Origin of the sequence: Acetobacterium sp. (assembly GCF_030652775.1) — a bacterium.
Lineage (GTDB): Bacteria > Bacillota > Clostridia > Eubacteriales > Eubacteriaceae > Acetobacterium.
The window spans coordinates 1-21293 of the sequence record NZ_JAUSPS010000001.1 but is presented as its reverse complement, the minus strand read 5'-3'; the positions used below and the strand labels follow the sequence as shown (position 1 = coordinate 21293).

The window sequence follows — 21293 nt, the reverse complement described above, 5'->3', positions numbered from 1 at the left end:
TCATGATCCGTCCCAAGATGGCGCTACCACTGAAGCCTTGCCATGGGCGTCCTGGGTGGCCTCGAGAATTCGTCCGCAGGAACGGGCATCGCCGATGATGCAGACATGTTCAAATGAATCCTTAAACCTTTCAATCACCGCTTGCCGGGGACGAACCCCCAGAGCCAGGACAATCCAGTCCGACGCAACCGTGATGATTTGCTGATCAGCCATGCGGCGCAGCTCAATCCCAGCCGCTGTGGCCTTTATCAGTTGATGGCCAGTAAGAATTTCAGGCCTGCTTTTAATAATCCGTCCCATCACGTCGGCTACTACCGTCGGGTACATCCCCGGACCCACTTCCGGCAGCATCTCGACCAGGGTCAACTGGCAGCCCCGAGCGGCCAGTACCTCCGCCGTTTCCAGCCCGGTCATCCCGGAGCCGATCACCGCCACCTTGCCGGTAGGCGAAACCCGCCCTAACAACACCTCTTCAGCGGTCACTACCTGCTCGCCATCCAGGCCTTCGTTAGCCGGGATCAGGGGCTCGGCTCCGCAGGCAATAAAGACCCAGTCCGGTGCCAGAACTTTGACCTTATCCACGGAGGCCTCCTCACCCAACCGCACCTTAATCCCGGCCTTATGTACCTGGGTAATCAACGAATCGGTATAGGCGGTAATCATCGTTTTGCCATAGCCCTTGTCGGCGGTGTTCAGGGTTCCGCCGAGACGATCCCCGGCCTCAAAAAGCACCGGCTCAAAACCCCGTTCCTTTAGGGTTAATGCCGCTTCGATCCCCGCCGGTCCGCCGCCGACAATCGCTGCCACCCGGCCACCACCGTTGCGTTCCGGCTGGGCATATTCTCGCTCCCGGCCGGTGATCGGATTGACCGCACACTTGATTCGGTGGAGCTTGACAATCTCCGCAAAACAACCCAGGCAGCCAATGCACTGGCGGATCTCCGCAGCCCGGCCAGAAAAAGCTTTATTGACCCAGTCCGGATCGGCCAGATGCCCCCGGCCGACGCCGACAAAATCCACGGCCGCAGCGGCCAGCAGTGCTTCCGCTGCGGCCGGGTCTTTAATATTGCTGACCCCCAGCACCGGGATCTGCACCACTGCCTTGATAGCCAACGACAAACGCTTTTTATTGCCTTGGGGAAAGGTGCCCGGTTCGATGCACTCAATCGAATAGGTGCTGACGTTAATGGCATCGGCTCCAGCCGCTTCCAGCGCCACCGCAATTTTCTGCGCTTCCGTCAGGTCAATGCCCCCAGCGAGCATTTCCTCGGCGTTGATCCGCACCGTTATCGGAAAGCTGGCTCCGCAGGCCTGCCGGATGCCCTGGATAATCTCAATAACAAAACGCATCCGGTTTTCAAAACTGCCACCGTATTGATCGGTTCTAAAATTCATAGCCGGGGATAAAAACTCATTGATCAGATAGCCGTGAGCGCCATGGAGTTCCACCCCATCCGCCCCGGACATTTTAACAAAAATCCCGGCCCTAATAAATTTTTCCACATGTTCCTGGCATTCCTCGGTGCTCAGAGCCCGGGGCATCTCTCCCCCGGCGGGATTGGCCACCGCCGACGGGGCCACCGGCTGAACCCCGGTGATCATCACCGAGGCTTCCCGACCAGGATGCTGAAGTTGCACAAAAATTTTGGTATCATACTTATGCACCGTATCAACAATCCGCTGCAGGCCGATGACATCCGAGGGCCGATAAGCTGCCAGCTGGCAAGGCTCCCCGGCTCCGGCTTCGCCGTCGACCCGGGTCACCTCGGTGATGATCAGGCCGACGCCGCCCCGGGCTCGAGCTTCATAAAAGGCGATGATATCATCATTTACGCCACCCCCGGGAGCTGCCATAAAAACCCCCATGGCCGGCATAAATACCCGATTTTTCAGGGTCAGCCGACCGATGGTTCCAGGCGCTTTCAATCTTTCAAACATATTGTCTCCTTTCATTTTTGGGGCTGCATATAACGAATTAGCATTAGCGGCACCAGGGCCTTGACCAGCACCGCCGTGTAGGCCGTGCGAATAAAGAAAAACTGGAAAAAGTTCAGTGATTGAAAATTAAAGAAGGTCAGCACCCCGGTAAAAACGGTCATGGTGATCAAGATTATGGGAACGCAGAGGGTACCGGCCAGCAGCCAGTTGTTTTTCGGCAGCCAGGCCACCCATGGATTTCGCTTCGGCAATCGGGGGATTTCCCCATTCGCCACCGCTGACCCGAGCTTTTTCGCCAGGGACGGCACCACCATAAAGGTGATGATGATCCCTGAGATGATCCCCCCCACCAGAATACCACTTAGCAAAGTGGGGGCAATCATCACGTAGTCCTCACTGGTAATAATGGTCCCCCCCAGCACCAACCCCAGCACCATATTCATTCCAAAATCCGTCAGCCAGCTGTTGTAGAGCTGCTGAAAATAACTGATATGAGGTAATGGCGGCTTGACCAGTGGTGAGGGCGGCACATCTGCTGCCGGGATTATCCCGGTGACATCTGGCTGGACATACCGGAAAATCGCCACCTCCAAAATTTTGGCACTGAGGAAACAGACATAGACCAATTTGCACACCAGCATCTGCCCGAACAGCAGGGCTTCAAAATCATAGAATGCAAAGATCATCCCGTTGATCACCGGCGTCACAATGCCAAAAAAGAGGGCGCAGAGGGCCGCAAATAAAGCCGGATTTTTCGGCAAGCGCATCATCATCCGGCTCACTGGCAGATTGGCCGGCAGCGTCTTGTTTTCCAGGGCTCGGGTCACATAACGGCGCACAAAAAAGACGTTGATCACCGAGGTCGTCACCCCGCAGATCGCCGCATCAAGCAGAACATCCACCAATCCGAAGCGCTTGCCCCAGTTGAGTGCTACCATAATGGCCAGGTTAATCCCCAAGGTCAATAAAATGGCCGTCGCATTGTTCATATACGGAAGACGCATTTTTTTCGGTTGCTTCATGATTCCACACCTTTCTATTTACTATTATTGTTACCCAAATAATTAAAATGAAACAAACGGTATAAAAAAAACGCATCCACGACTCGGATGCGTTTTACTTGCTGCTGTTTTTATGGCGCTTTTTAAAAGTTTTTAGTTGCGCCAAACTTCCGCTTTCCCATAAAGATCACGCCAGGTTGCCGCCCCCGATTATAAAGCCAGTTCCAGAAACCGAGGGGGAACTGATCTATTTAACATCAGTCTTGATCGATAGTTCTTGATGGCGATAAAAGTACTCCTTATCCTTCTCAATTTTCATTTTGATGAATGATATACGTTATATTTCCTGACTCTGCCCAGGCATTTTGAAATTGATCAACCCGATACTTGACTCTGACCCCTTCATTATTCGAAGCTGCCGGGTCGTTGATGATGATATAGTCTGTGCCATTTTCCCTGGTAAAACCACAGACAACAATCAGATGACCGCTCGTTGAAGCAATTGGAGCACCGTCGATCACGGGTAGATTACCACCGACATTGGCACTGTTTTTATAGGCCACTGCCACTATCGCCGGATGCCCATTGGCAATTTCTCGCTTCAGGCCGTCGATTGTTGAGTAGTCGACATAAGCCCGATAACCAAAGCTTGCCGCATAGGCCGTATTGAATGGCCAGTTTCCAAAGTCCTTATAATTATAATCGTATACTCCCCAGGCGGCCTGTTCCGGTTGAATTGCGGTTCCATAATAATTCAGTACCATTGAAACACTGGTGGGACTGCAAATCGAATCGGCAATCGCCGGATCCCTGACCATCTGTGATAATTTCGGTACATCAAGGACACTGAGATTAGATAAATCGGGATTATCCGGATACACCTTATTAATCCCCTGCGCCGTATTTCGCAAAGCTCCAGAGACTAAACGAAGGGTCGGCGTTACGCCAGCACGATCAGAATTTAAGAGGATGCGATATTGGATTTTACTGGCCGTTTGACCACTCTTGACCACTAAGGTATCAACATCAACCGTCGCCACCGCATCATCTGTCACGCCTGTCCCTGAGCCACTTCTAATTGATGTCCCCCAGGTTCCCCAGCTCAGCCAATCCGACCATTGTCCATTTGAACTAAGGGCTACCCGTGCTTGAATCTGAATTGAGGTTCCGGCCGGTGTATCGCTATTCCAGGAAAGTACCAGTTTATTAAACGGGCTGGTACTTAAACTATTTGAAGCATAAACACCGCTTTGGGTGCCTGCTTTAAGCACGATTGCACCATCCCCATTATTGGAAACTTCGACATTGTCAAAGACGGCTTCGGCGACATTAAAATCACCCGGGGTTGATTTGATAAATAAATTCCCCTCAACAATGCTGCTTTTTTTATCTGAAAATGCCGGCAGCGCTGATGGAGATGGTGCCCCTTGACCTTTCCGAACCAGAATAATTTTTATTGCTTCGAGGCGGTAGCTGTATCCGGCCGTTCCCGCACTTTCGCCGTTTTTCGCCCAGCCCATCCAGCCCATGTTTTGTGCATGAACCTGATAATAGAGATCAAATTTATCGGCATCGGCTCCTGTCAGCTTGATTTGAATGGCTTCCAGACGTTTGGATTCACCCGCTGTTCCGCTCATCGCACCGTCGCTTTTCCAGCCCCGGCCAGTGTCTGCTTCCCAGCCAATATCCTGAATATGGGTCTGATAGGATACTCCGAAATCAAAGCCCTGGAGATCCGGATTAATCTTAATCCCTTCCAGGCGCAGGCCTTGCCCGGACGTTCCACTTACTGCGCCATTGGTTTTTAACCCCATACCGGCATCAACTTCCCAGCCGATATTTTCAATTTGGGTCTGATACAACACACTGGGGTAGATTAAAAAGGCCGGGGTGGTTGTGACGGTTGGCGGCGCCTGATCTTTGGGAACCACCACCATTTTTATCGCTTCGAGGCGATAACCATAACCGGAGCTCCCCGCACTTTCGCCGTTTTTCGCCCAGCCCATCCAACCAATATTTTGTGCATGGACCTGATAATAGAGATCAAATTTATCGGCATCGGCTCCCGTCAGCTTGATTTGAATGGCTTCCAGACGCAGTGCCTGACCTTCCGTACCGCTCGTTCCGCCATTGCTTTTCCAGCCAATTTCGGTATCTGCTTCCCAACCGATATTCTGGATATGGGTTTGATAAGATACCCCGAGATCATAACCTTGCTTATCCAAATTAATCTGGATGCCTTCCAAACGCAGTCCCAGGCCAGATGTTCCGCTGGCTTCGCCATTGCTTCTTAACCCAATGCCGGCATCAACTTCCCAGCCGATATTTTCAATTTGAGTCTGATAGGAAATCCCCGGACTTGCTGCTAAAACCCCAGCCGGTACCAAGCCAAAACTCATTAATAGCGCCAACAACATGACAACTTCTCTTTTTATGAAACGCTTCATTTTATATCCTCTTTATATTTAGTTTTCTCGCTCTTCTCGCTTACCGCATTTCGCTACGATAGTTTGTTTTTTTTGAATGCCGACGAAAACAAAGCAGGGGGTGAATTTTTTAATGCGTAAATCCTGATGGGCCTTTGTTTTCAGTAGCTTTGCCATGAATCAGAATATGTGCCGAATCAAGTTCTTGAATCGCATGTTTGAAGTCATTGATGAATTGAATCGCAATTTGCATGTTTAGATCTTGGCGGACAACCACCCGCTGGATGATGACATCCGTTAAATTATCCGGCAATGGATAGGCTGGAACCTGCCAACCGTTCATTCTCACCCGATCAGCTAAATCATAAAGACTCCATTCTTTGTTTGCCTCCGGCTTTAGCTTCCAGCAAACGATGGGTATATTTTTGCCATCGTTGAAAATTTCAAAGAGTCCCGTTTTCTTAATTTCTTTTCCGATATAAACCGCTACATCCTGGGTTCTTTGATGAATACTGATATATCCCTGACGGCCACAACGGAGGAAATTAAAATATTGACCGATGATTTGGCTGGCAGAACGAGAAAAATTAATGGCCATGGTTGGCATACTTCCGCCGAGATAGCTGACATTGAAAATCAATTCAGAAGGTAAGTACTTTTTATCCTTCCACAGAATCCAACCGACTCCCGGATAAACCAAACCATATTTATGACCCGATGTATTAATGGAGACAACATTCTTTAGTCGGAAATCCCATTTCAAATCAGGATGAATAAATGGAGCAAACATCCCGCCGGAAGCCCCGTCAACATGAATATATACCGGGAGATCGTGACTTTTGTTATATTCCTCAAGGATCTGATCAAGGCCTTCAACATCATCGTATTTACCAGTATAAGTGATCCCCATGATGGCAACAACTCCGATGGTATAATCATCCACACAATCTAAGACCAGGTCTAAGTTAAGGCTCATATGCTTTTCATCCAAGGGCACCAAGCGCATTTCGATATCCCAATAGACGCAAAATTTTTCCCAGCAGACCTGATAGCCGGAAGAGATGACAAGGTTTGGCTTCTTTGTATAGATATCCATCCCCTTTGCTTCTGCTCGTTTTCGCCAGGCAAACTTCATTGCCATACCACCAAGCATGCAAGCCTCGGAAGAGCCTACTGTTGAGGTACCAATGAAATCATCCCCTTTTGAAGCATTCCATAAATCTGCAATGATATTGACACAGCGGCTTTCCAAATCAGCCGTTTGTGGGTATTCCGACTTGTCGATGGCATTTTTTTCTAATGTCTCCGCCATAATTTTCACCGCTTCCGGCTCCATGTAAGACTGGCAAAAGGTCGCTAAATTTTGTCGCGCATTCCCTTCATCAATCAAGTCATCTTTAATCAATTGATACGCGATTTCCGGATCTAAGGGATTTTCCGGTAAAGAAAATTGCGGAATCGGTTCGTCACTCGCTTCAGAGCCAAGAATAGGGGTTGCATAGACATTTTTTAGTTGTTCTTTGGGGGATTTTCTTGAAACTAACATTTTTTTCTCCTCGTTGTATCTTATCTTTTCATGGTTTAACCCATTACTACTACTTTCGTGTTTACAATCATTTTGTGGGCGCATTGTAACTACACCTTGATGTATTTTTATTTTAAATTGCCATATTTATGAGCTATGCTTAATTGTATCAGAAATCTTCAATAATCACAGTTAATCTTTCAAAAACTACGTGTGTCATCATTTCTCGAAGACGCGGGGACGGGAGCTATCGGGATTGATTATTGAAACATATATTTAGATTTTTTTGCGTAAATACGGGTATAAATAAAATAATGCCTCTATTTTGCAGTTGGCCTGTTTAAAAGTGATGTCTGCCGTGATTTTGGAGAATATTTGATTTTCTTGGTTTTTTTAAGTTAACAGGCACGTTTTTATTAACTAATTTATGGAGGAATAATATATGCAAGCTATGGAAGCTCTAAAAGCAAACGTTCTGCCGATGCGGGTTAAACTCTTTTTTAATCCTGGTGCTGGTGCGGATGACGACTCAGACCAACAAATTCTGGATATTATTAAAGAAATGCAAGCCTGGAAATTTATCCCTGAACTCTATCTAATCGAACCAGACAGTAACTTGCCGGAAGTGGTTGAAGCTGCCATTGCACAAGGAATTGATCTATTTGTGGTTTGTGGCGGCGATGGCACCGTCGCTTCTGTCACGAAGGCTTTGGTCGGTTCAAATGCTACACTTGGCATTGTCCCCGCCGGAACGCAGAACAATGTGGCACTTAGCCTCAATATCCCCATTGATATTCCTGCGGCAATTGCCCTTCTCAGAACAGGGCGATGTTTAAAAATAGATCTGGGCATGGTCACTTGCAACGATGTCAGCACGCCTTTTATTGAGCTTTGCTCGGTGGGCTTGTTTTCGATGCTTTTCCCCTCCGGGGATGATATCCAGCATGGTAATGTCGCAAGTATCGGCGAGTTTTTAGGAATCCTCACGACTGCGCCCCCCTCCGACATCCATCTTTTCCTGGACGATAATCGGGAAATCAACGAGTTGGGCCATGCCGCCTTAATTTCTAACATGCCCTATATTGGTCGTAATTATAAAGTTGGTGCTGCCGATGCATATCATGATGGATTACTGGATGTCATGTTTTTTTCTGATCTATCCAAACTCGATTTGATCGGTTATATTCTTAGCGGCGTGGGCACCGATAGCCCTGAGGATCCCCGGATTCAGCACTACCGGGTGCGTAAAATTATCATTGATACTGAACCATCGATGTCGGTTATGGCCGATGGCCAAAGTTTGGGAGAGGGTTCTGTACGAATCGAAGTACTGCAACAAGCTTTGACGGTAATGGTCGGTACAACAAAGTCAAATGAAGGGAAATAATCAGGATGAATTTGTAAAAGACAAAAGATTTAAACCGACTGAAGAAACCCCATTGCCGGATCTTGAAATTCACGGAACATGGAATAGAATCATCGCCAGGATACGTCACATTCCACCTCTTTACTGGTTAATCATGGTTGCCATTTTCTTTGTTTTATTTTTTATATTTGTTCCTAATTATATCTGGATCATTTTTTTAGGGGTCGTAAGAAACCAAATAACGCTGATTAGCCTGGTGCTGATTTTTGGTTTAATCACCATTTCTCTTGTGTGGTCAGTTGGTCAGCGCATTGATGTCTGGGTTTTTTCTTATTTTAATATGCATGGACACCGCAAGTCCTGGCTTGATTGGTGCATGCTGTTTTTTACTCAGCTTGGTAGTGGGTCTTTTGCTATGGTCGTTGCCGTTATTCTATATTTTTCCGGGTATCATCTCCTTGCCTATGCCTTTGTATTTGGTACCCTATCATTATGGTTAGTGGTTGAATTTATAAAAGTGCTGATTCATCGCACCCGACCCTATAAAAAGATTGAAAATAGTCGCATTGTTGGATCACAAGCGAAGGGCAGTTCTTTTCCCAGTGGTCATACCAGTCAAGCTTTTTTTATGGCAACTTTTTTATTACCCTATTATCACGCCAACTTTTTCATCTGGTTAGTTGTCTATTTGATGGCATTTCTGGTTGGGATCACCCGTATCTATGTCGGCATGCACTACCCCCGAGATGTGCTCGGAGGTGCTATTCTTGGAACCGCCTGGGGACTTTTAGGTGTGATTCTTAATAATTCACTTTAGCATTTTTCATTCCTCTTTCCAAAACCTTAAAACATCCTCAACTATAAATTAGTGCCAGGCATCGATCTGAAGGCATTTATCTCAATAATAAAAAACTCCCTTCAGTTACCAACAGTTTTGCTATTTTAACTGTCGGCAATGAAGGGAGCCATATAAAGCGTGACTAATCATTTAATGGATTGTTTTTTTCTACTAAATCAGTGAATTCGGATCTGATTTATAAGGGAGCGACAACGGTGCTTTGAATCAAAGTTACTGCTGTCTGGGTCAATAAGCGACCATTGATCGATGCTTGAGATCCCAGACCGATGTTTGTCTGCCCCAGTACAATGCCCTCAAAATGTGCACCCGTTCCAATTGAAACGGTTTCCGAAGCCTGCCAGAAGATATTTTTGGCTTGTACGCCGCCAGCTAGAATAATCGTTGTGTCATTGGCTTGAGTGATTCCTTTAGCGATTTGGAAGATGAAAACATCGTTGGGACCGCCATTAAGGGTAACATCTGAATTGATTAAAACCTCGTTATCCCATTTGTAAACGCCTGGTGTCAGTGTTTGACCACTGATATCGCCGGTGAACTTGTCCGTATAATTGACTGCTCTTCCAGCCGCATCAACATATGCCGTTTCCATGTCACTTACCGCGGTGGTAAGGTTAACACCTGTTGGCGCTGCGTAATCTGACGCGTAAGCTTTGCCAGTAATTTGAGGGGAAGTCGCAAAGACATTCGTGGCATCTGCCGTCAGCGAGAATCCCGTAATGGCCGATGCTGCAATTGGACTAACGCCGATATCTCCGGTAATTGCCGAATCTGGCACCGTTGAAATGCCTGTTTTTGCCAGGATCGCATAATTAGCAGCTGTCCCCAGGTTTACCGGCTCGGTAACGATTTCGCTTGGTGCCGAAACGGTTACGACACAACTGGCGGTCTTATTGCCATCGACAGTTGTGACCACAATTGTGGCAATTCCGGCACTCACACCGGTAACAATACCATTTTCATCAACAGTGGCCGCAATCGTATTTTCGGATGACCAAGTGACGTTTTTATTGGTAACATCCGCTGGTAAAACGGTTGCTGTAAGCGCTTGTGTCTCACCAACGGCAAGACTGGCGGTTTCTTTATCCAGGCTGACCGATGCGGGATGAACGACATCATCTGTTTTTATGATTCTGATTTCCATGGCTTCTAATCTTAAACCCATTTCTCTGGTTCCTGCTAATGCTCCATCAGAAACCCAGCCCTGAGTCCAACCCTGATTTTCAATATGGACACGATACTCAACCGAGTAGCCAGGCATGTTGATCAGATTAATGGTGACTGCTTCCAAACGCAAGCTCTGACCTTCGGTGCCTGCCAGTTCGCCATCTTTTCGAACGGTTTGGTCGCCCTGATTTTGGACATGGACATTGTATTCAATCCTGGCATCTGCAGGCGCATTAACCAGTTGAATTTTTAGAGCCTCCATCCGAAGGCTCTGACCTTCCGTACCCGACATTATTCCATCAGAAACCCAGCCAGTCCACCCTTGATTCTGGATATGGGTTTGATATGTCACCCCAACGGAACTGGCCGCCTCCGTAGTAAGTTGATTGTCCTGTGCGAAAACGTTTCCAACCAGAAAAAAATTAGCAACTAAAAGGAACGATGCCAACAACAAGGTTTGCGTTTTTTTGAAATTTTTCATTTTCTTCTCCTTTAAATTTATATTTTGTCTTTTGAAACTCAAAAAGACAGTGATAATACCATTTTTTTTGATAGAGAACTATCTTAACTTCTCCGAATATTATTTTTTTGCTCCTTTCATTGTTATTAATCATACCATGCCAATTAACTTAATTTCATTTTTATTGAAAAAAACACCCAAACACCGTTAACATTAAAGAAAACTCTACTCAGACAAACTAATGTCTGCTAATTGTCTCACTTTGTTTCTTTCTTTACACAGCATTTAAACAATCTATAAACAAAACACCGTATATAACGGAATCGACAAAATATTATTTTCAAATCCAAAATTCTTGCCTGAAATCCGAATCGAATAAGTTGGATCATATCTTTTTACATATACTGACAAACTTCCGGATTTTACATTTCCCCTTGCTTTAACCTCCATTGGAAAAACATCACTTTGTTTCTCAATCATAAAATCAACCTTCGATGTTCCAGATGTCCAGTAATACAAAGGATATCCCTTCTGAGTTAAAGCATTCACAACATAATTTTCATTGCTCTCAATTTCAATGCCATAAAGATTGTTGATAATGGCCTAGTTAAAACTGACTTCGTTTTTTTTTAGAGTGGCGGTGACAGCTTAGTTGCCATCGCTAACATTTATTGTTTAAAATAGCCTCTGTCAGATAATAATCTCCCAGGGGTGTTTTTTCAGGCGATCAGGGACGTTGGTATTTCCGGTCATTTAACTGCTTTATGGTACCGACTAAGTTAAAAAAAGATTGGAAGGGGTACAAATGAAGTAATGATGATGCAGCGTAATGGGTTTATGAAATGAAACATCAGGTGATCGTAATGACGGTTCTGTTGTGTAGAGGCCACTTAAGGGAACTGTAAACAATCCAGGAATTGTGGATAAAGATGAAAATGGGTCTATCAAAAAAAACAATAAAACGCCGGATCGGGAATTAGAAAGAGTGCGAAAATATAAATCTGACTATGAAAGAAGGAGTTAAATTATGACAACACCATTAAAAGGCGCCTGCCTCATCGGTCAATCTGGCGGACCGACATCCGTCATCAATGCCAGTGCCCTTGGCTGCATTGAAGCTGCACTTGCTTCAGAACATATCACAACGGTGTACGCTGCTGAAAATGGCATCAGGGGTGTTTTAAGCGATCGATTATATATTATGGATCTGGAGGATCCTTATGAGCTCTCACTAATGAAATACACACCTGCCTCAGCGTTTGGAACCTGTCGTTATAAACTTAAGGATTTCATTGTGGATGACACGGATTACAAGCGTATTCTCGATACATTTCGGAAGTATGATATCCGTTATTTCTTATATAACGGTGGCAATGATTCCATGGATACCTGCAGCAAAATAAGCAGTTATCTGAATCAGAACAACTATGAATGCCGGATTATCGGCATCCCTAAGACCGTCGACAATGACCTTTTAGGTACGGATCACTGCCCCGGCTACGGTAGTGCCGCTAAGTTCGTTGCCACATCCTGCATGGAGATTTACAAAGATGCCAAAGTTTATGGAACCGGTTCCATAACGATTCTGGAAATCATGGGTCGAAACGCCGGATGGCTGACTGCGTCTTCGGCACTGGCCACCTACAAAGGTCTTGGCCCTGATCTGATCTATTTGCCTGAGATCTATTTTGATCTTGCCGATTTCATTGCCGATGTGAGCAGCATCTTTGAAAAAAAAGGAGATGTTCTTGTCGCTGTTTCTGAAGGCATAATGGACAAAAGCAACACTTACATTTCAGCCTATTTTTCCGATCTGACCAAGAATACGGATGCTTTCGGCCATTCAAGAATGGGCGGACTTGCCGCTGGCCTGGCCAGCTTTATCGGCACAAAGATCGACACCAAGGTTCGCGGGATTGAATTCGGTCTTACTCAGCGATGCGCCGCCCATCTTGCATCCGGTACAGACATCGAAGAAGCCTATGCGATCGGCAGGGTCGCTCTGGAAGTTGCGCTTGCCGGTGCTACCGATCAGATGGTCGGCTTTGAAAGAATCCCCGGAAAAGAATACCAATGCCGGATAAAAATGTTCGATCTAATTGATGTCGCAAATGATGAAAAGAAAATACCCCGAGAGTGGATCAATGCCGCCGGTAACGGTCTACTGCCAGCTTTCATCGACTATGCGCTGCCACTCATTCAGGGCGAAACCAAAATGCTGAAAGAAGATGGTCTTCCTCGATTTGCCAATCTCAAGAAAATCATGACCACTTGAAATCTCTTTAGCATATATGAATCCCGCGCTAAATCGATAGGTATTTCTATCCAAAACATCTCTGCTTTTTCTAAAAACAACCCGCGGAATATCCATACCAATTCACTTTTAAACCGCTACAAACAAAACACTGCGTATAACGGAATTGATAAAATGTTATTTTCGAATCCAAAGTTCTTTCCCGAAATCCGAATCGAATAAACCGGATGATAGTGTTTTACATAGACCGATAAGCTTCTGGATTTGACATTTTCCCTTGCTTTGACTTCAATGGGAAAAACATCACTTTGTTTCTCAATCATAAAATCAACTTCCGATGTTCCCGAAGTCCAGTAATATAAAGGGTATCCCTTTTGTATTAAAGCAGTGGCAACATAATTTTCAGTCAGTGCGCCAATAAAGACATGATCGTTGCCTTTAATGATGTCATATTTATTGACACCAGCCCGGTGTGACAATAGACCGATATCACCCATATACAGTTTAAATGAAGCCATATCTTTAAAAATAGCCAATGGATGTTGCCCTTGTTCGACCTTCTCACATTTTAGGACGATCCCCGCTGCCAAAAGCCAATCAATTGATGCCCCAAATAATGATGCCCGGCCCCCCCTGGCAACAACTTTATATTGAAACTTTTTATTATCTTTGGCCAACTGCGCCGGTAGACTATCAAAACTTGCCATGATTTTCGTTGTGTCACTATATGTTGCATACTTGGCCATATCCGCAACGTAGGCATTGATGATCGCTCCCTGAATTTCTGCTACCTCAAGCAAGCTGTTGTTTTCTGAATATTCTTTTACTGCTTCAGGCATGCCACCGACAATTAAATATTCACGATAAAGGCCCATTGCCTTTTTGTGCAAAGCCGGATCCAGCGGCTCACGTTTTTCATAATACACCCTTATTTCATCTGCCAGCATTTCCTGATTCTTCGCCCACAGGAATTCTTCAAAATCCATCGGATACATATGGATCTGATTCACTTTTCCAACCGGGAAACTGAAATCATCACGTTTTATAGCAACGTCAAGCAGACTACCCGCACCGATGACGTAATATTCTGGGGCATCTTCACAGAAATATTTCAAGCTTGTCAAAGCGCGCTCACAGGCCTGAATTTCATCGAAGACAATCAATGTTGTCTCCTTATTAATTTTTTCGCCAAAATAAACCTCAAAGCGATGAATTAAAAAGTCTGGAGAAATATTTCCCTGGAAATCTTCAGCTAATTCCCTGTTTAATTCAAAATTGATATAAATCGTGTTCTGAAAATGTTTTTCGCCAAAATATTTGATACTGGTAGTTTTCCCAATTTGACGAGCGCCATAGATTAGTGCCGGCTTACGGGAATTTTTATTTTTCCAGGATATTAAAACATCTTCAAATTTTCGCTTCATTATCGTTCTCCATTGTGTTTTTTCTTCTAATTTACCATGTCCAACACAGATAAGTCAAATAAAATGTATGAATAATGCATTTTATTTGACTTATCTTTTTTTCTTGATGATAAGATACCATGCGACGATGTGGCAGTTCTTATAATCGTTTAAATGAATCTGGTCATGTAACGAAAAAATCTTCTAACAAAGCTGATTCATGGAATGTGACCTACAAACAGAGAGCTTCACATACCTACTCATATAAAATGAGCTCCAATAAATTCTAAAAATTCAGATAACATAGTTTTTAAAATGGAATTCAATTTAAGTTCAGCATTTTTCCTTCGATGCTGACTCTTTTTTTCGTTTTAACTCATGATAAAAACCGCTTCGCAGATAGTTCTGCAAAGCGGTCTTATGAGTTATTTCGGGGAATATTTAAGCCATTTTTGTTTAGTGCCATGTGCGAACAACTGACAATAAATCAGATAATTTGTGTTAATTATCGTTCAAGCGGTCGCATGATTGGGAACATAATTAGATCTCTGATATTGTTTTGCCCTGTCAGTATCTGGAGTACTCGGTCAATTCCCATACCCCATCCAGAAATCGGCGGCATACCATATTCCATAGCGCTGATATAATCCTTATCCATGACCATTGCTTCTTCATCGCCTCCGGCTTTGAGTCTCGACTGTTCCATAAGACGTTGATATTGCTCAACCGGATTTACCAATTCAGAATAAGCATTGATAACTTCTGCACCATTGATGATCAATTGGAAACGATCAGTAATTTCTGGATTGTCATCATTTGCTCTTGCTAAAGGCGAGAGTTCAGTTGGATGACCAATTAGAAATGTCGGATCAATAATCTTTGGTCGGCTAACTTTTTTATATAACAAATCAATCAAATTCCCTTTTCCTAAAAGATCTATATTTGTCTCGAATTCAAGTTTTATTCCATGTTTGTTTATCTCGTTTAGCAACATTTCAGCCGTTTTTGTCTGATCGATATCAATTCCGCAATCTTGAAAGATAAGGTCTCTAAACGTAATCACATCCCACTTTCCCGCAAAATCAATAACCTTGTCCCTGATCTGAATTTGCGCTTTACCAAATAATTTTGTGATAACCTGCGTCAGCATATTTTGTAGAAACTCCATATTATCTTGATAGTTATAATATGCGCAGTAACCTTCTAACATGGTAAAATCCTGTAAATGAGTGGTATCCATCCCTTCATTTCGGAAACATCTTGCAAACTCAAATACCTTTGTAAAACCACCCACAATTGCCCGTTTTAAATAAGTTTCCGGTGCAATTCTTAAAAAAACATCCATATCAAGGGCATTATGATGCGAAATAAACGGTCTTGCCGTTGCGCCCGACGGATGATCAATCAGTACCGGTGTTTCAATTTCCAGGTAACCATCGTCCTCTAAAAATCTTCGAACTTCCTTAATAAAATTATATTTTAACAAAAACCGGTCTTTTGTATCCTGATTCATAATTAAATCAAGATATCTCTGGCGATAACACATTTCTACGTCCGTAACCCCATGGAATTTTTCTGGTAAAGACTTCAATGCTTTTCCTAAAAAATAGATCTGGTTGGCTCTAATTGTTTTTTCACCTGTCTGGGTTGTAAACACATCACCTTCCGCTCCAAGAAAATCTCCGATATCAAACCCCTTTTTAAAAAACGTATAGCTGTCATCTCCAACAGAATCTTTCTTTATAGCGATTTGTAGCTTTCCGCATATATCTGAAATGGTCACAAAAGACAGCTTCCCCATCTTTCTAATAAAGGTGATCCGTCCTGCCACCTTAACATTTTCAACGCCATCTTCCAAAATCCCTGCTTCAGATAACTCATTGGTTTTTGCAAATCGCTCCGGATATGGGTTGGTAAACGTCTGAACATATTCAAGTTTTTGCTTTCTTGCCAGTTCTAGTTCATTTGCACTCATTGTATCCCTCCATTATTTAATAAAACCTCTTATGAATATCAGAATTATTTCTTGTTTTTTTCAAAGACTATTTTCCCAGGACATTTATCCGGTTCAACAAAGAGTTTACACATTTTGCAATGCAAACACTTTCCAGTATCCTTTTTATCGATGGCATCCTTCATCCAATTAGAATTTACAATAAAACCTCTTCCAACATCAACCATGTCAACCTCAGTTTTTGTCAAAATATCTTCTGCCATTTCAGGGGATACTATTCCATTTGCAGCAAAAACAGGTATCTGAACTGATTTTTTTATCATTTTTGCAGCATAAATAATATCAATAAATGAATAGTTCGCTGGAACAAAGGATTCCTGTTCTTTACTAAATCCATATGACACATCGATGAAATCAATTCCTCCCTGCTCAAGTTTAACCGCATTTTGAATCGCATCTTTCAGTGTCGATTCAAATCCGCCTAATCTTATTCCAATGACAAAATCAGGTGAAGTACGTTCTCGAATCCTTTTCATGATTTCCATCACAAATTTTTCCGGATATTTTCCATACTCATCATTTCTGGTATTGACTTTTTTATTTAAAAATTGACATATTAAATATTCATGACATCCATGAAGTTCAATTCCATCATATCCTGCTTTAAATGCTCTGACACCAGACTCTACAAAATCAGTCTGAATTTCGCTTATTTCTGCTAAAGTCATCTCATTTCCTATTCTGATATTTCCATCTGGCAGGGCATAGCTGTATTTACTTGGACACAAAGGCTGTTCATTGATTCCGACTACTCCGGCATGATGTAATTGGACAAATATGGCGCATCCCTCAGCATGTACGGCATCAACAATTTTTTTTAATCCTTCCATTTGAGTGTCATTCCAAATTCCCAGTTGACGATCCATGAGACGACCGTTTTTATTGACACATGTTGCTTCTTGTATAATCAGTCCCGGCAACCCTTTTGCGATTTTTCGATAGTGCTCAATCGTTCCCAATTCTACAATTCCGGTATCTGGTTCGCTGAATCTTGTAACCATCGGCGGAACACAAATCCGATTACGTATCTCAACATTTTTCAACTTAAACGACGTGAATATTTTTTCCATTTTAAAATTTCCTTGTGTGAAAATTTGGGTTAATTAGGCAACCCATAATCCAAAAGGGTAGCTTCTAGAATAATGCCTCATAAATAATGCATATCAGCTAAAAATTGCAATATTTTAGAATCACCCACTGCTCGCATTACCGGTCAAAATAAAACCAGGTAATGACGCAATTTAGTAATTAGACCGTCCTACATAATTCCATGTCTACAGAACCACTAATCTTCATGAAATCCGAATTAGTGATTTGCAATGCCTATCGTATTAAACATTTGCCTTTAATATTACGCTGACTTGTTTCGCAACCGCAAGTAGCGGTGTGCCATTTTTCATTGTTAATGATAGCACTATTCCACCTTCAATCATTGATTGAATGACCATACTTAATTCATATGCTTTTTCTTTAGTAAACCCTGCTAGGATCAATTTTTCTAAATAAATCCTTTCAAAAGATATAAAAGCCGATTCGCAGGCTTTTCTTAAACTTTCATTGGATGCATATGTCTCTAATGCCAATAAGCTAATCGTAAAATCTTCAATCTTCTTTTCTTTAGTAATGAATTCCGCTATTTTTTCAATCTGAAATTTAATCGCTTCGCCAGGATCTGAAAACTGATCTAAGGTGTTTTTGATGTCCAGTTGGATCGTTTGGCTTGCTAATTTTATTGCTTCAAGTGCTAATTCTTCTTTTCCATTTGGGAAATGATAATAAAAGGAACCTCGAGGAGCTTCACTTTTTTTTAAAATTTCATTTAAACCAGTTGCATGATACCCTTGTAATTGAAACAGCATCGATGCTGTTTTAATAAATCGATCACGTGTATCAGATTTATTATCCATAAGCCAGTTACCTCTTTCCGAAATTAAACAATTATGACAATCGGTCTACATACAAATAATATATCATTTATTTATAAATGTCAATAATTAATTAAACGAACCTTATTCACCTTATCATCTTTTTTTTCTTTTATTTTTTTCTATTACTGAGTATTTCGGTCGAATCTTCCAACCGAACCGGATATTCGTGCCAGTCGCTTCGGTGTTTCGTTTCAATCGTTCCGGTCTGGTTTCAATCAGGGTATAAGGGATATATGCATCAGTTAACTGATGTAAATCCATTTTAGGAGGTCATTCTTATGACCAAATATCGTGAAATTCTGAGGCTGTTCAACCTTGGCATCAGCCAGACTGGTATTGCCAGTAGCTGCGGTTGTGCCAGAAAAACAGTTCGGGATGTTGTTAATCGGGCGAAAGCCTGCAACATCATCTGGCCGTTATCGGCCGAAACAACGGATGCTGATCTGGAAAAGTTGTTATTTCCTGATAAGTCCGTGCCAAAATCGGATCGCAAGTCTCCGGACTATGATTACATCGACAAGGAAATGCTGCGCAGTGGGGTAACGCTGAAGCTTCTCTGGAATGAATACTGTGAAGGTTGTCGACAGAATAAAGATATTCCCCTGATGTACACTCAATTCTGTCACCATTATCAGAAGTACAGCGACAAGAAACATGCGACCATGCACATTCCGCGCAAGCCCGGTGAGCAAATCGAAGTGGACTGGGCCGGAAAGCCGGCTTACCTCATCGACACCGATACTGGTGAAATGATTTCCTGCCATATTTTTGTCGGGGTTTTGAATTACAGTCTCTATGCCTATTTAGAAGCCTTTCTTAAAATGGATCTGGAAAGCTGGATTACCGCTCATATCCATATGTATCAATACTTTGGTGGCAGTACACGGATGCTGATTCCCGATAATCTTAAGACTGGGGTTGATAGAACCGACGAGTGGTATACCCCAAAGATCAATAAAACCTATTATGAAATGGCTGAATACTATGATACAGCCGTGTTACCGGCAAGAGTGAGGGCCCCCAAAGACAAACCTGGTGTCGAGGGTTCGGTCAATGTTGTAACCAACTGGATTACCGCGGCCATCCGCAACGAGAAATTCTTCGCTCTTGAGGAACTGAATCGTAAAATACAGATTCAGCTGGAAAAACTCAACCACAAACCCTTTCAAAAAAAGGAGGGCAGTCGGTACAGTGTTTACCTTGCTGATGAAAAGCCTTTTCTCACGCCATTGCCACCTGTTGCTTATGAATTGTCACAATGGAAAAAAGCCACGGTACAGTTCAATTATCATATTTCAGTGGACAAAATGCATTACTCGGTTCCTTATGAATACATCAAACAGGAAGTGGATGTACGACTGACCCGATCAATTGTCGAAGTGTTCTACCATAATCAGCGGATCTGCTCCCACAAACGCCTCCATGGTCGCTCCAACCAGTACAGTACGCTTCAGGCGCACATGCCGGAGGATCATCAGAAATATCTGGAATGGAATGGTGAACGCTTCATTGAATGGGCTCAGAAAATCGGGCCTCATAGCGTTACGACGGTCAAATCCATTCTTGCTTCCTTCAAGGTCGAACAGCAGGGCTATAAATCCTGTATGGGACTGCTGAAGCTGGCTGATAAATATTCGGTCAACCGTCTGGAAGCCGCCTGTAAAAAGGCGTTGACCTATACGCCCCATCCCAGTTATAAGAGTGTGAAAAACATTCTCACAACCGGACAGGATAAACTGTCCGATCAACCAGATCTGAATCAGGAGACCACGGTTGAAAATCAATACGGGTATACCCGGGGGCCCAGCTATTATGGAGGTAAGCATCATGACGAATGAAGCCACCCTCAATAAACTCATCGAAATGCACCTGTCAACAATGGCTGATGCCTTCCGACTGCAATTGAATGACCCCTCCATGGCGGATATTCCGTTTGAAGACCGGTTCGGTCTGATGGTTGACCGGGAATATACCAGCCGCAAGAATAACCGACTGCAGCGACTGATCAGAAAGGCTGGTTTTGATCAATCCCAGGCAAATGTGAATGACATCAATTATCAGGCAGGTCGGAAGCTCAATAAAAAACTCATTGAACGCCTGTCGACCTGTGAATACATCCGGGAAGCACATAATATTATTATTGCCGGTGCAACGGGTACCGGCAAGTCCTACATCGCCTGCTCTCTGGGTATGGAAGCCTGCAAACACTACTACGCCACAAAATACATCCGTCTGCCAGAACTGCTGGCTGAACTGGCGGTTGCCCGGGGTGAGGGCAAGTTTAAAGAAACGATCAGACACTATCAGAAATACACCCTCCTGATCCTTGATGAATGGTTGCTGATCAAACTGACAGAAACAGAAGCCCGGGACTTACTGGAGATTATCCACGCCCGTCATAAAAAGGTATCCACGATTTTCTGCTCCCAGTTTGCCCCACTCGGCTGGTACAGCAAATTTCCTGAAGCAACAGTCGCCGATGCCATTCTTGATCGGATTGTTCACAATTCACACAGCATCGAAATTCAGTATATTGACAAGGAGCATGACCGCTCCATGCGGGAAATCTACGGGATCGATTCTAAAAACCCTTAAATAGTCAATTGGCACCATGCCGAAACGCTTGAAACCACTGTCCGGTCTCGGTGGCACGAACTACCGGACAGGCTGGTTTTTTCAACCGAAATATTCAATTACTATGTATCTGCATATTTTCCTATCTATGGACGGTAGGAAGACTTCTATTTGGTAGGAAATAAAACGGGTCACATTAAACAACAAAAAACCTGCTACTTTACGTAACAGGTTCATATCTCAGTAAATGTCAAACTGTAGGCACCTATGTATAAAAAAAGTCCAACTCCAGGCGGAGTTGGACTCGTAATGTTAGGTTTATCAACTGGTTTTATAACAATCCGGTGAAAGTGTTTTTGACCAGGGTAGAAATTGATCAAT

The 21293-nt window shown here is 43.6% G+C and carries 15 protein-coding genes; 5 read left to right on the top strand and 10 right to left on the bottom strand.

All coding sequences use genetic code 11. The features are described 5' to 3' along the window. The 4 genes from Q7J41_RS00075 to Q7J41_RS00060 form a co-directional block, all read right to left on the bottom strand. Positions 1–1938, bottom strand: a complete 1938-nt coding sequence (locus Q7J41_RS00075; protein ID WP_304884039.1) for an FAD-dependent oxidoreductase — start codon at positions 1936–1938, stop codon at positions 1–3. An 11-nt stretch (positions 1939–1949) separates the two neighbouring features. Beyond that, positions 1950–2960, bottom strand: a complete 1011-nt coding sequence (locus tag Q7J41_RS00070) for a hypothetical protein (protein ID WP_304884037.1) — start codon at positions 2958–2960, stop codon at positions 1950–1952. A 287-nt stretch (positions 2961–3247) separates the two neighbouring features. Further along, entirely contained in the window at positions 3248–5386 is a 2139-nt protein-coding gene (locus Q7J41_RS00065; RefSeq protein ID WP_304884035.1) for a C39 family peptidase, read from the bottom strand. 109 nt (positions 5387–5495) lie between these two features. Beyond that, entirely contained in the window at positions 5496–6911 is a 1416-nt protein-coding gene (locus tag Q7J41_RS00060; protein ID WP_304884034.1) for a glutamate decarboxylase, read from the bottom strand. Positions 6912–7332: 421 nt separating this feature from the next. On the opposite strand from Q7J41_RS00060, the gene Q7J41_RS00055 reads away from it, so the two are divergent. Both Q7J41_RS00055 and Q7J41_RS00050 read left to right on the top strand, forming a co-directional pair. Beyond that, positions 7333–8277, top strand: a complete 945-nt coding sequence (locus tag Q7J41_RS00055) for a diacylglycerol kinase family protein (protein WP_304884033.1) — start codon at positions 7333–7335, stop codon at positions 8275–8277. Then, complete coding sequence (locus tag Q7J41_RS00050; protein ID WP_304884031.1) at positions 8264–9073, top strand: phosphatase PAP2 family protein; 810 nt, start codon at positions 8264–8266, stop codon at positions 9071–9073. The genes Q7J41_RS00055 and Q7J41_RS00050 overlap by 14 nt, the downstream gene beginning before the upstream one ends. 217 nt (positions 9074–9290) lie before the next feature. On the opposite strand, the gene Q7J41_RS00045 is transcribed toward Q7J41_RS00050, so the two are convergent. Beyond that, entirely contained in the window at positions 9291–10760 is a 1470-nt protein-coding gene (locus Q7J41_RS00045) for an ice-binding family protein (protein ID WP_304884029.1), read from the bottom strand. A gap of 273 nt (positions 10761–11033) precedes the next feature. Further along, entirely contained in the window at positions 11034–11288 is a 255-nt protein-coding gene (locus Q7J41_RS00040) for a hypothetical protein (protein ID WP_304884027.1), read from the bottom strand. A 478-nt stretch (positions 11289–11766) separates the two neighbouring features. Here Q7J41_RS00040 and Q7J41_RS00035 point away from each other — a divergent pair, with 478 nt between their 5' ends. After that, positions 11767–13014 carry a 6-phosphofructokinase gene (locus tag Q7J41_RS00035; RefSeq protein ID WP_304884024.1) on the top strand — a complete coding sequence of 416 codons (1248 nt, stop codon included), beginning with the start codon at positions 11767–11769 and terminating at the stop codon, positions 13012–13014. A gap of 116 nt (positions 13015–13130) precedes the next feature. Here the strand turns inward: Q7J41_RS00035 and Q7J41_RS00030 are convergent, their stop codons facing one another. The 4 genes from Q7J41_RS00030 to Q7J41_RS00015 all read right to left on the bottom strand — a co-directional run bounded on the left by Q7J41_RS00030 (position 13131) and on the right by Q7J41_RS00015 (position 18317). Continuing rightward, complete coding sequence (locus Q7J41_RS00030) at positions 13131–14417, bottom strand: ATP-binding protein (RefSeq protein WP_304884022.1); 1287 nt, start codon at positions 14415–14417, stop codon at positions 13131–13133. A gap of 484 nt (positions 14418–14901) precedes the next feature. Further along, positions 14902–16371, bottom strand: a complete 1470-nt coding sequence (gene lysS, locus Q7J41_RS00025; protein WP_304884020.1) for a lysine--tRNA ligase — start codon at positions 16369–16371, stop codon at positions 14902–14904. Between the two features lie 44 nt (positions 16372–16415). Further along, positions 16416–17480 (bottom strand): NADH:flavin oxidoreductase, encoded by a 1065-nt coding sequence (locus tag Q7J41_RS00020; protein WP_304884018.1) that lies wholly within the window; start codon positions 17478–17480, stop codon positions 16416–16418. Positions 17481–17741: 261 nt separating this feature from the next. Then, positions 17742–18317, bottom strand: coding sequence for a TetR/AcrR family transcriptional regulator (locus tag Q7J41_RS00015; RefSeq protein WP_304884016.1), 576 nt, complete (start codon positions 18315–18317; stop codon positions 17742–17744). A 299-nt stretch (positions 18318–18616) separates the two neighbouring features. On the opposite strand from Q7J41_RS00015, the gene istA reads away from it, so the two are divergent. Further along, the gene (gene istA / locus Q7J41_RS00010) at positions 18617–20176 is read left to right on the top strand and encodes an IS21 family transposase (RefSeq protein ID WP_304884014.1); all 1560 of its coding nucleotides are present in this window, start codon (positions 18617–18619) and stop codon (positions 20174–20176) included. After that, on the top strand, positions 20166–20933 hold the full coding sequence (gene istB, locus Q7J41_RS00005; protein WP_304884012.1) for an IS21-like element helper ATPase IstB: 768 nt from the start codon (positions 20166–20168) through the stop codon (positions 20931–20933). The genes istA and istB overlap by 11 nt, the downstream gene beginning before the upstream one ends. Positions 20934–21293: the final 360 nt, after the last annotated feature.

Coding starts and splice junctions, on each gene's coding strand:
- Q7J41_RS00065 (WP_304884035.1), bottom strand. CDS start 5,386: ATGAAGCGTTTCATAAAAAGAGAAGTTGTCATGTTGTTGGCGCTATTA.
- Q7J41_RS00030 (WP_304884022.1), bottom strand. CDS start 14,417: ATGAAGCGAAAATTTGAAGATGTTTTAATATCCTGGAAAAATAAAAAT.
- Q7J41_RS00015 (WP_304884016.1), bottom strand. CDS start 18,317: ATGGATAATAAATCTGATACACGTGATCGATTTATTAAAACAGCATCG.
- istB (WP_304884012.1), top strand. CDS start 20,166: ATGACGAATGAAGCCACCCTCAATAAACTCATCGAAATGCACCTGTCA.
- istA (WP_304884014.1), top strand. CDS start 18,617: ATGACCAAATATCGTGAAATTCTGAGGCTGTTCAACCTTGGCATCAGC.
- Q7J41_RS00045 (WP_304884029.1), bottom strand. CDS start 10,760: ATGAAAAATTTCAAAAAAACGCAAACCTTGTTGTTGGCATCGTTCCTT.
- Q7J41_RS00075 (WP_304884039.1), bottom strand. CDS start 1,938: ATGTTTGAAAGATTGAAAGCGCCTGGAACCATCGGTCGGCTGACCCTG.
- Q7J41_RS00035 (WP_304884024.1), top strand. CDS start 11,767: ATGACAACACCATTAAAAGGCGCCTGCCTCATCGGTCAATCTGGCGGA.
- lysS (WP_304884020.1), bottom strand. CDS start 16,371: ATGAGTGCAAATGAACTAGAACTGGCAAGAAAGCAAAAACTTGAATAT.
- Q7J41_RS00050 (WP_304884031.1), top strand. CDS start 8,264: ATGAAGGGAAATAATCAGGATGAATTTGTAAAAGACAAAAGATTTAAA.
- Q7J41_RS00060 (WP_304884034.1), bottom strand. CDS start 6,911: ATGTTAGTTTCAAGAAAATCCCCCAAAGAACAACTAAAAAATGTCTAT.
- Q7J41_RS00070 (WP_304884037.1), bottom strand. CDS start 2,960: ATGAAGCAACCGAAAAAAATGCGTCTTCCGTATATGAACAATGCGACG.
- Q7J41_RS00055 (WP_304884033.1), top strand. CDS start 7,333: ATGCAAGCTATGGAAGCTCTAAAAGCAAACGTTCTGCCGATGCGGGTT.
- Q7J41_RS00020 (WP_304884018.1), bottom strand. CDS start 17,480: ATGGAAAAAATATTCACGTCGTTTAAGTTGAAAAATGTTGAGATACGT.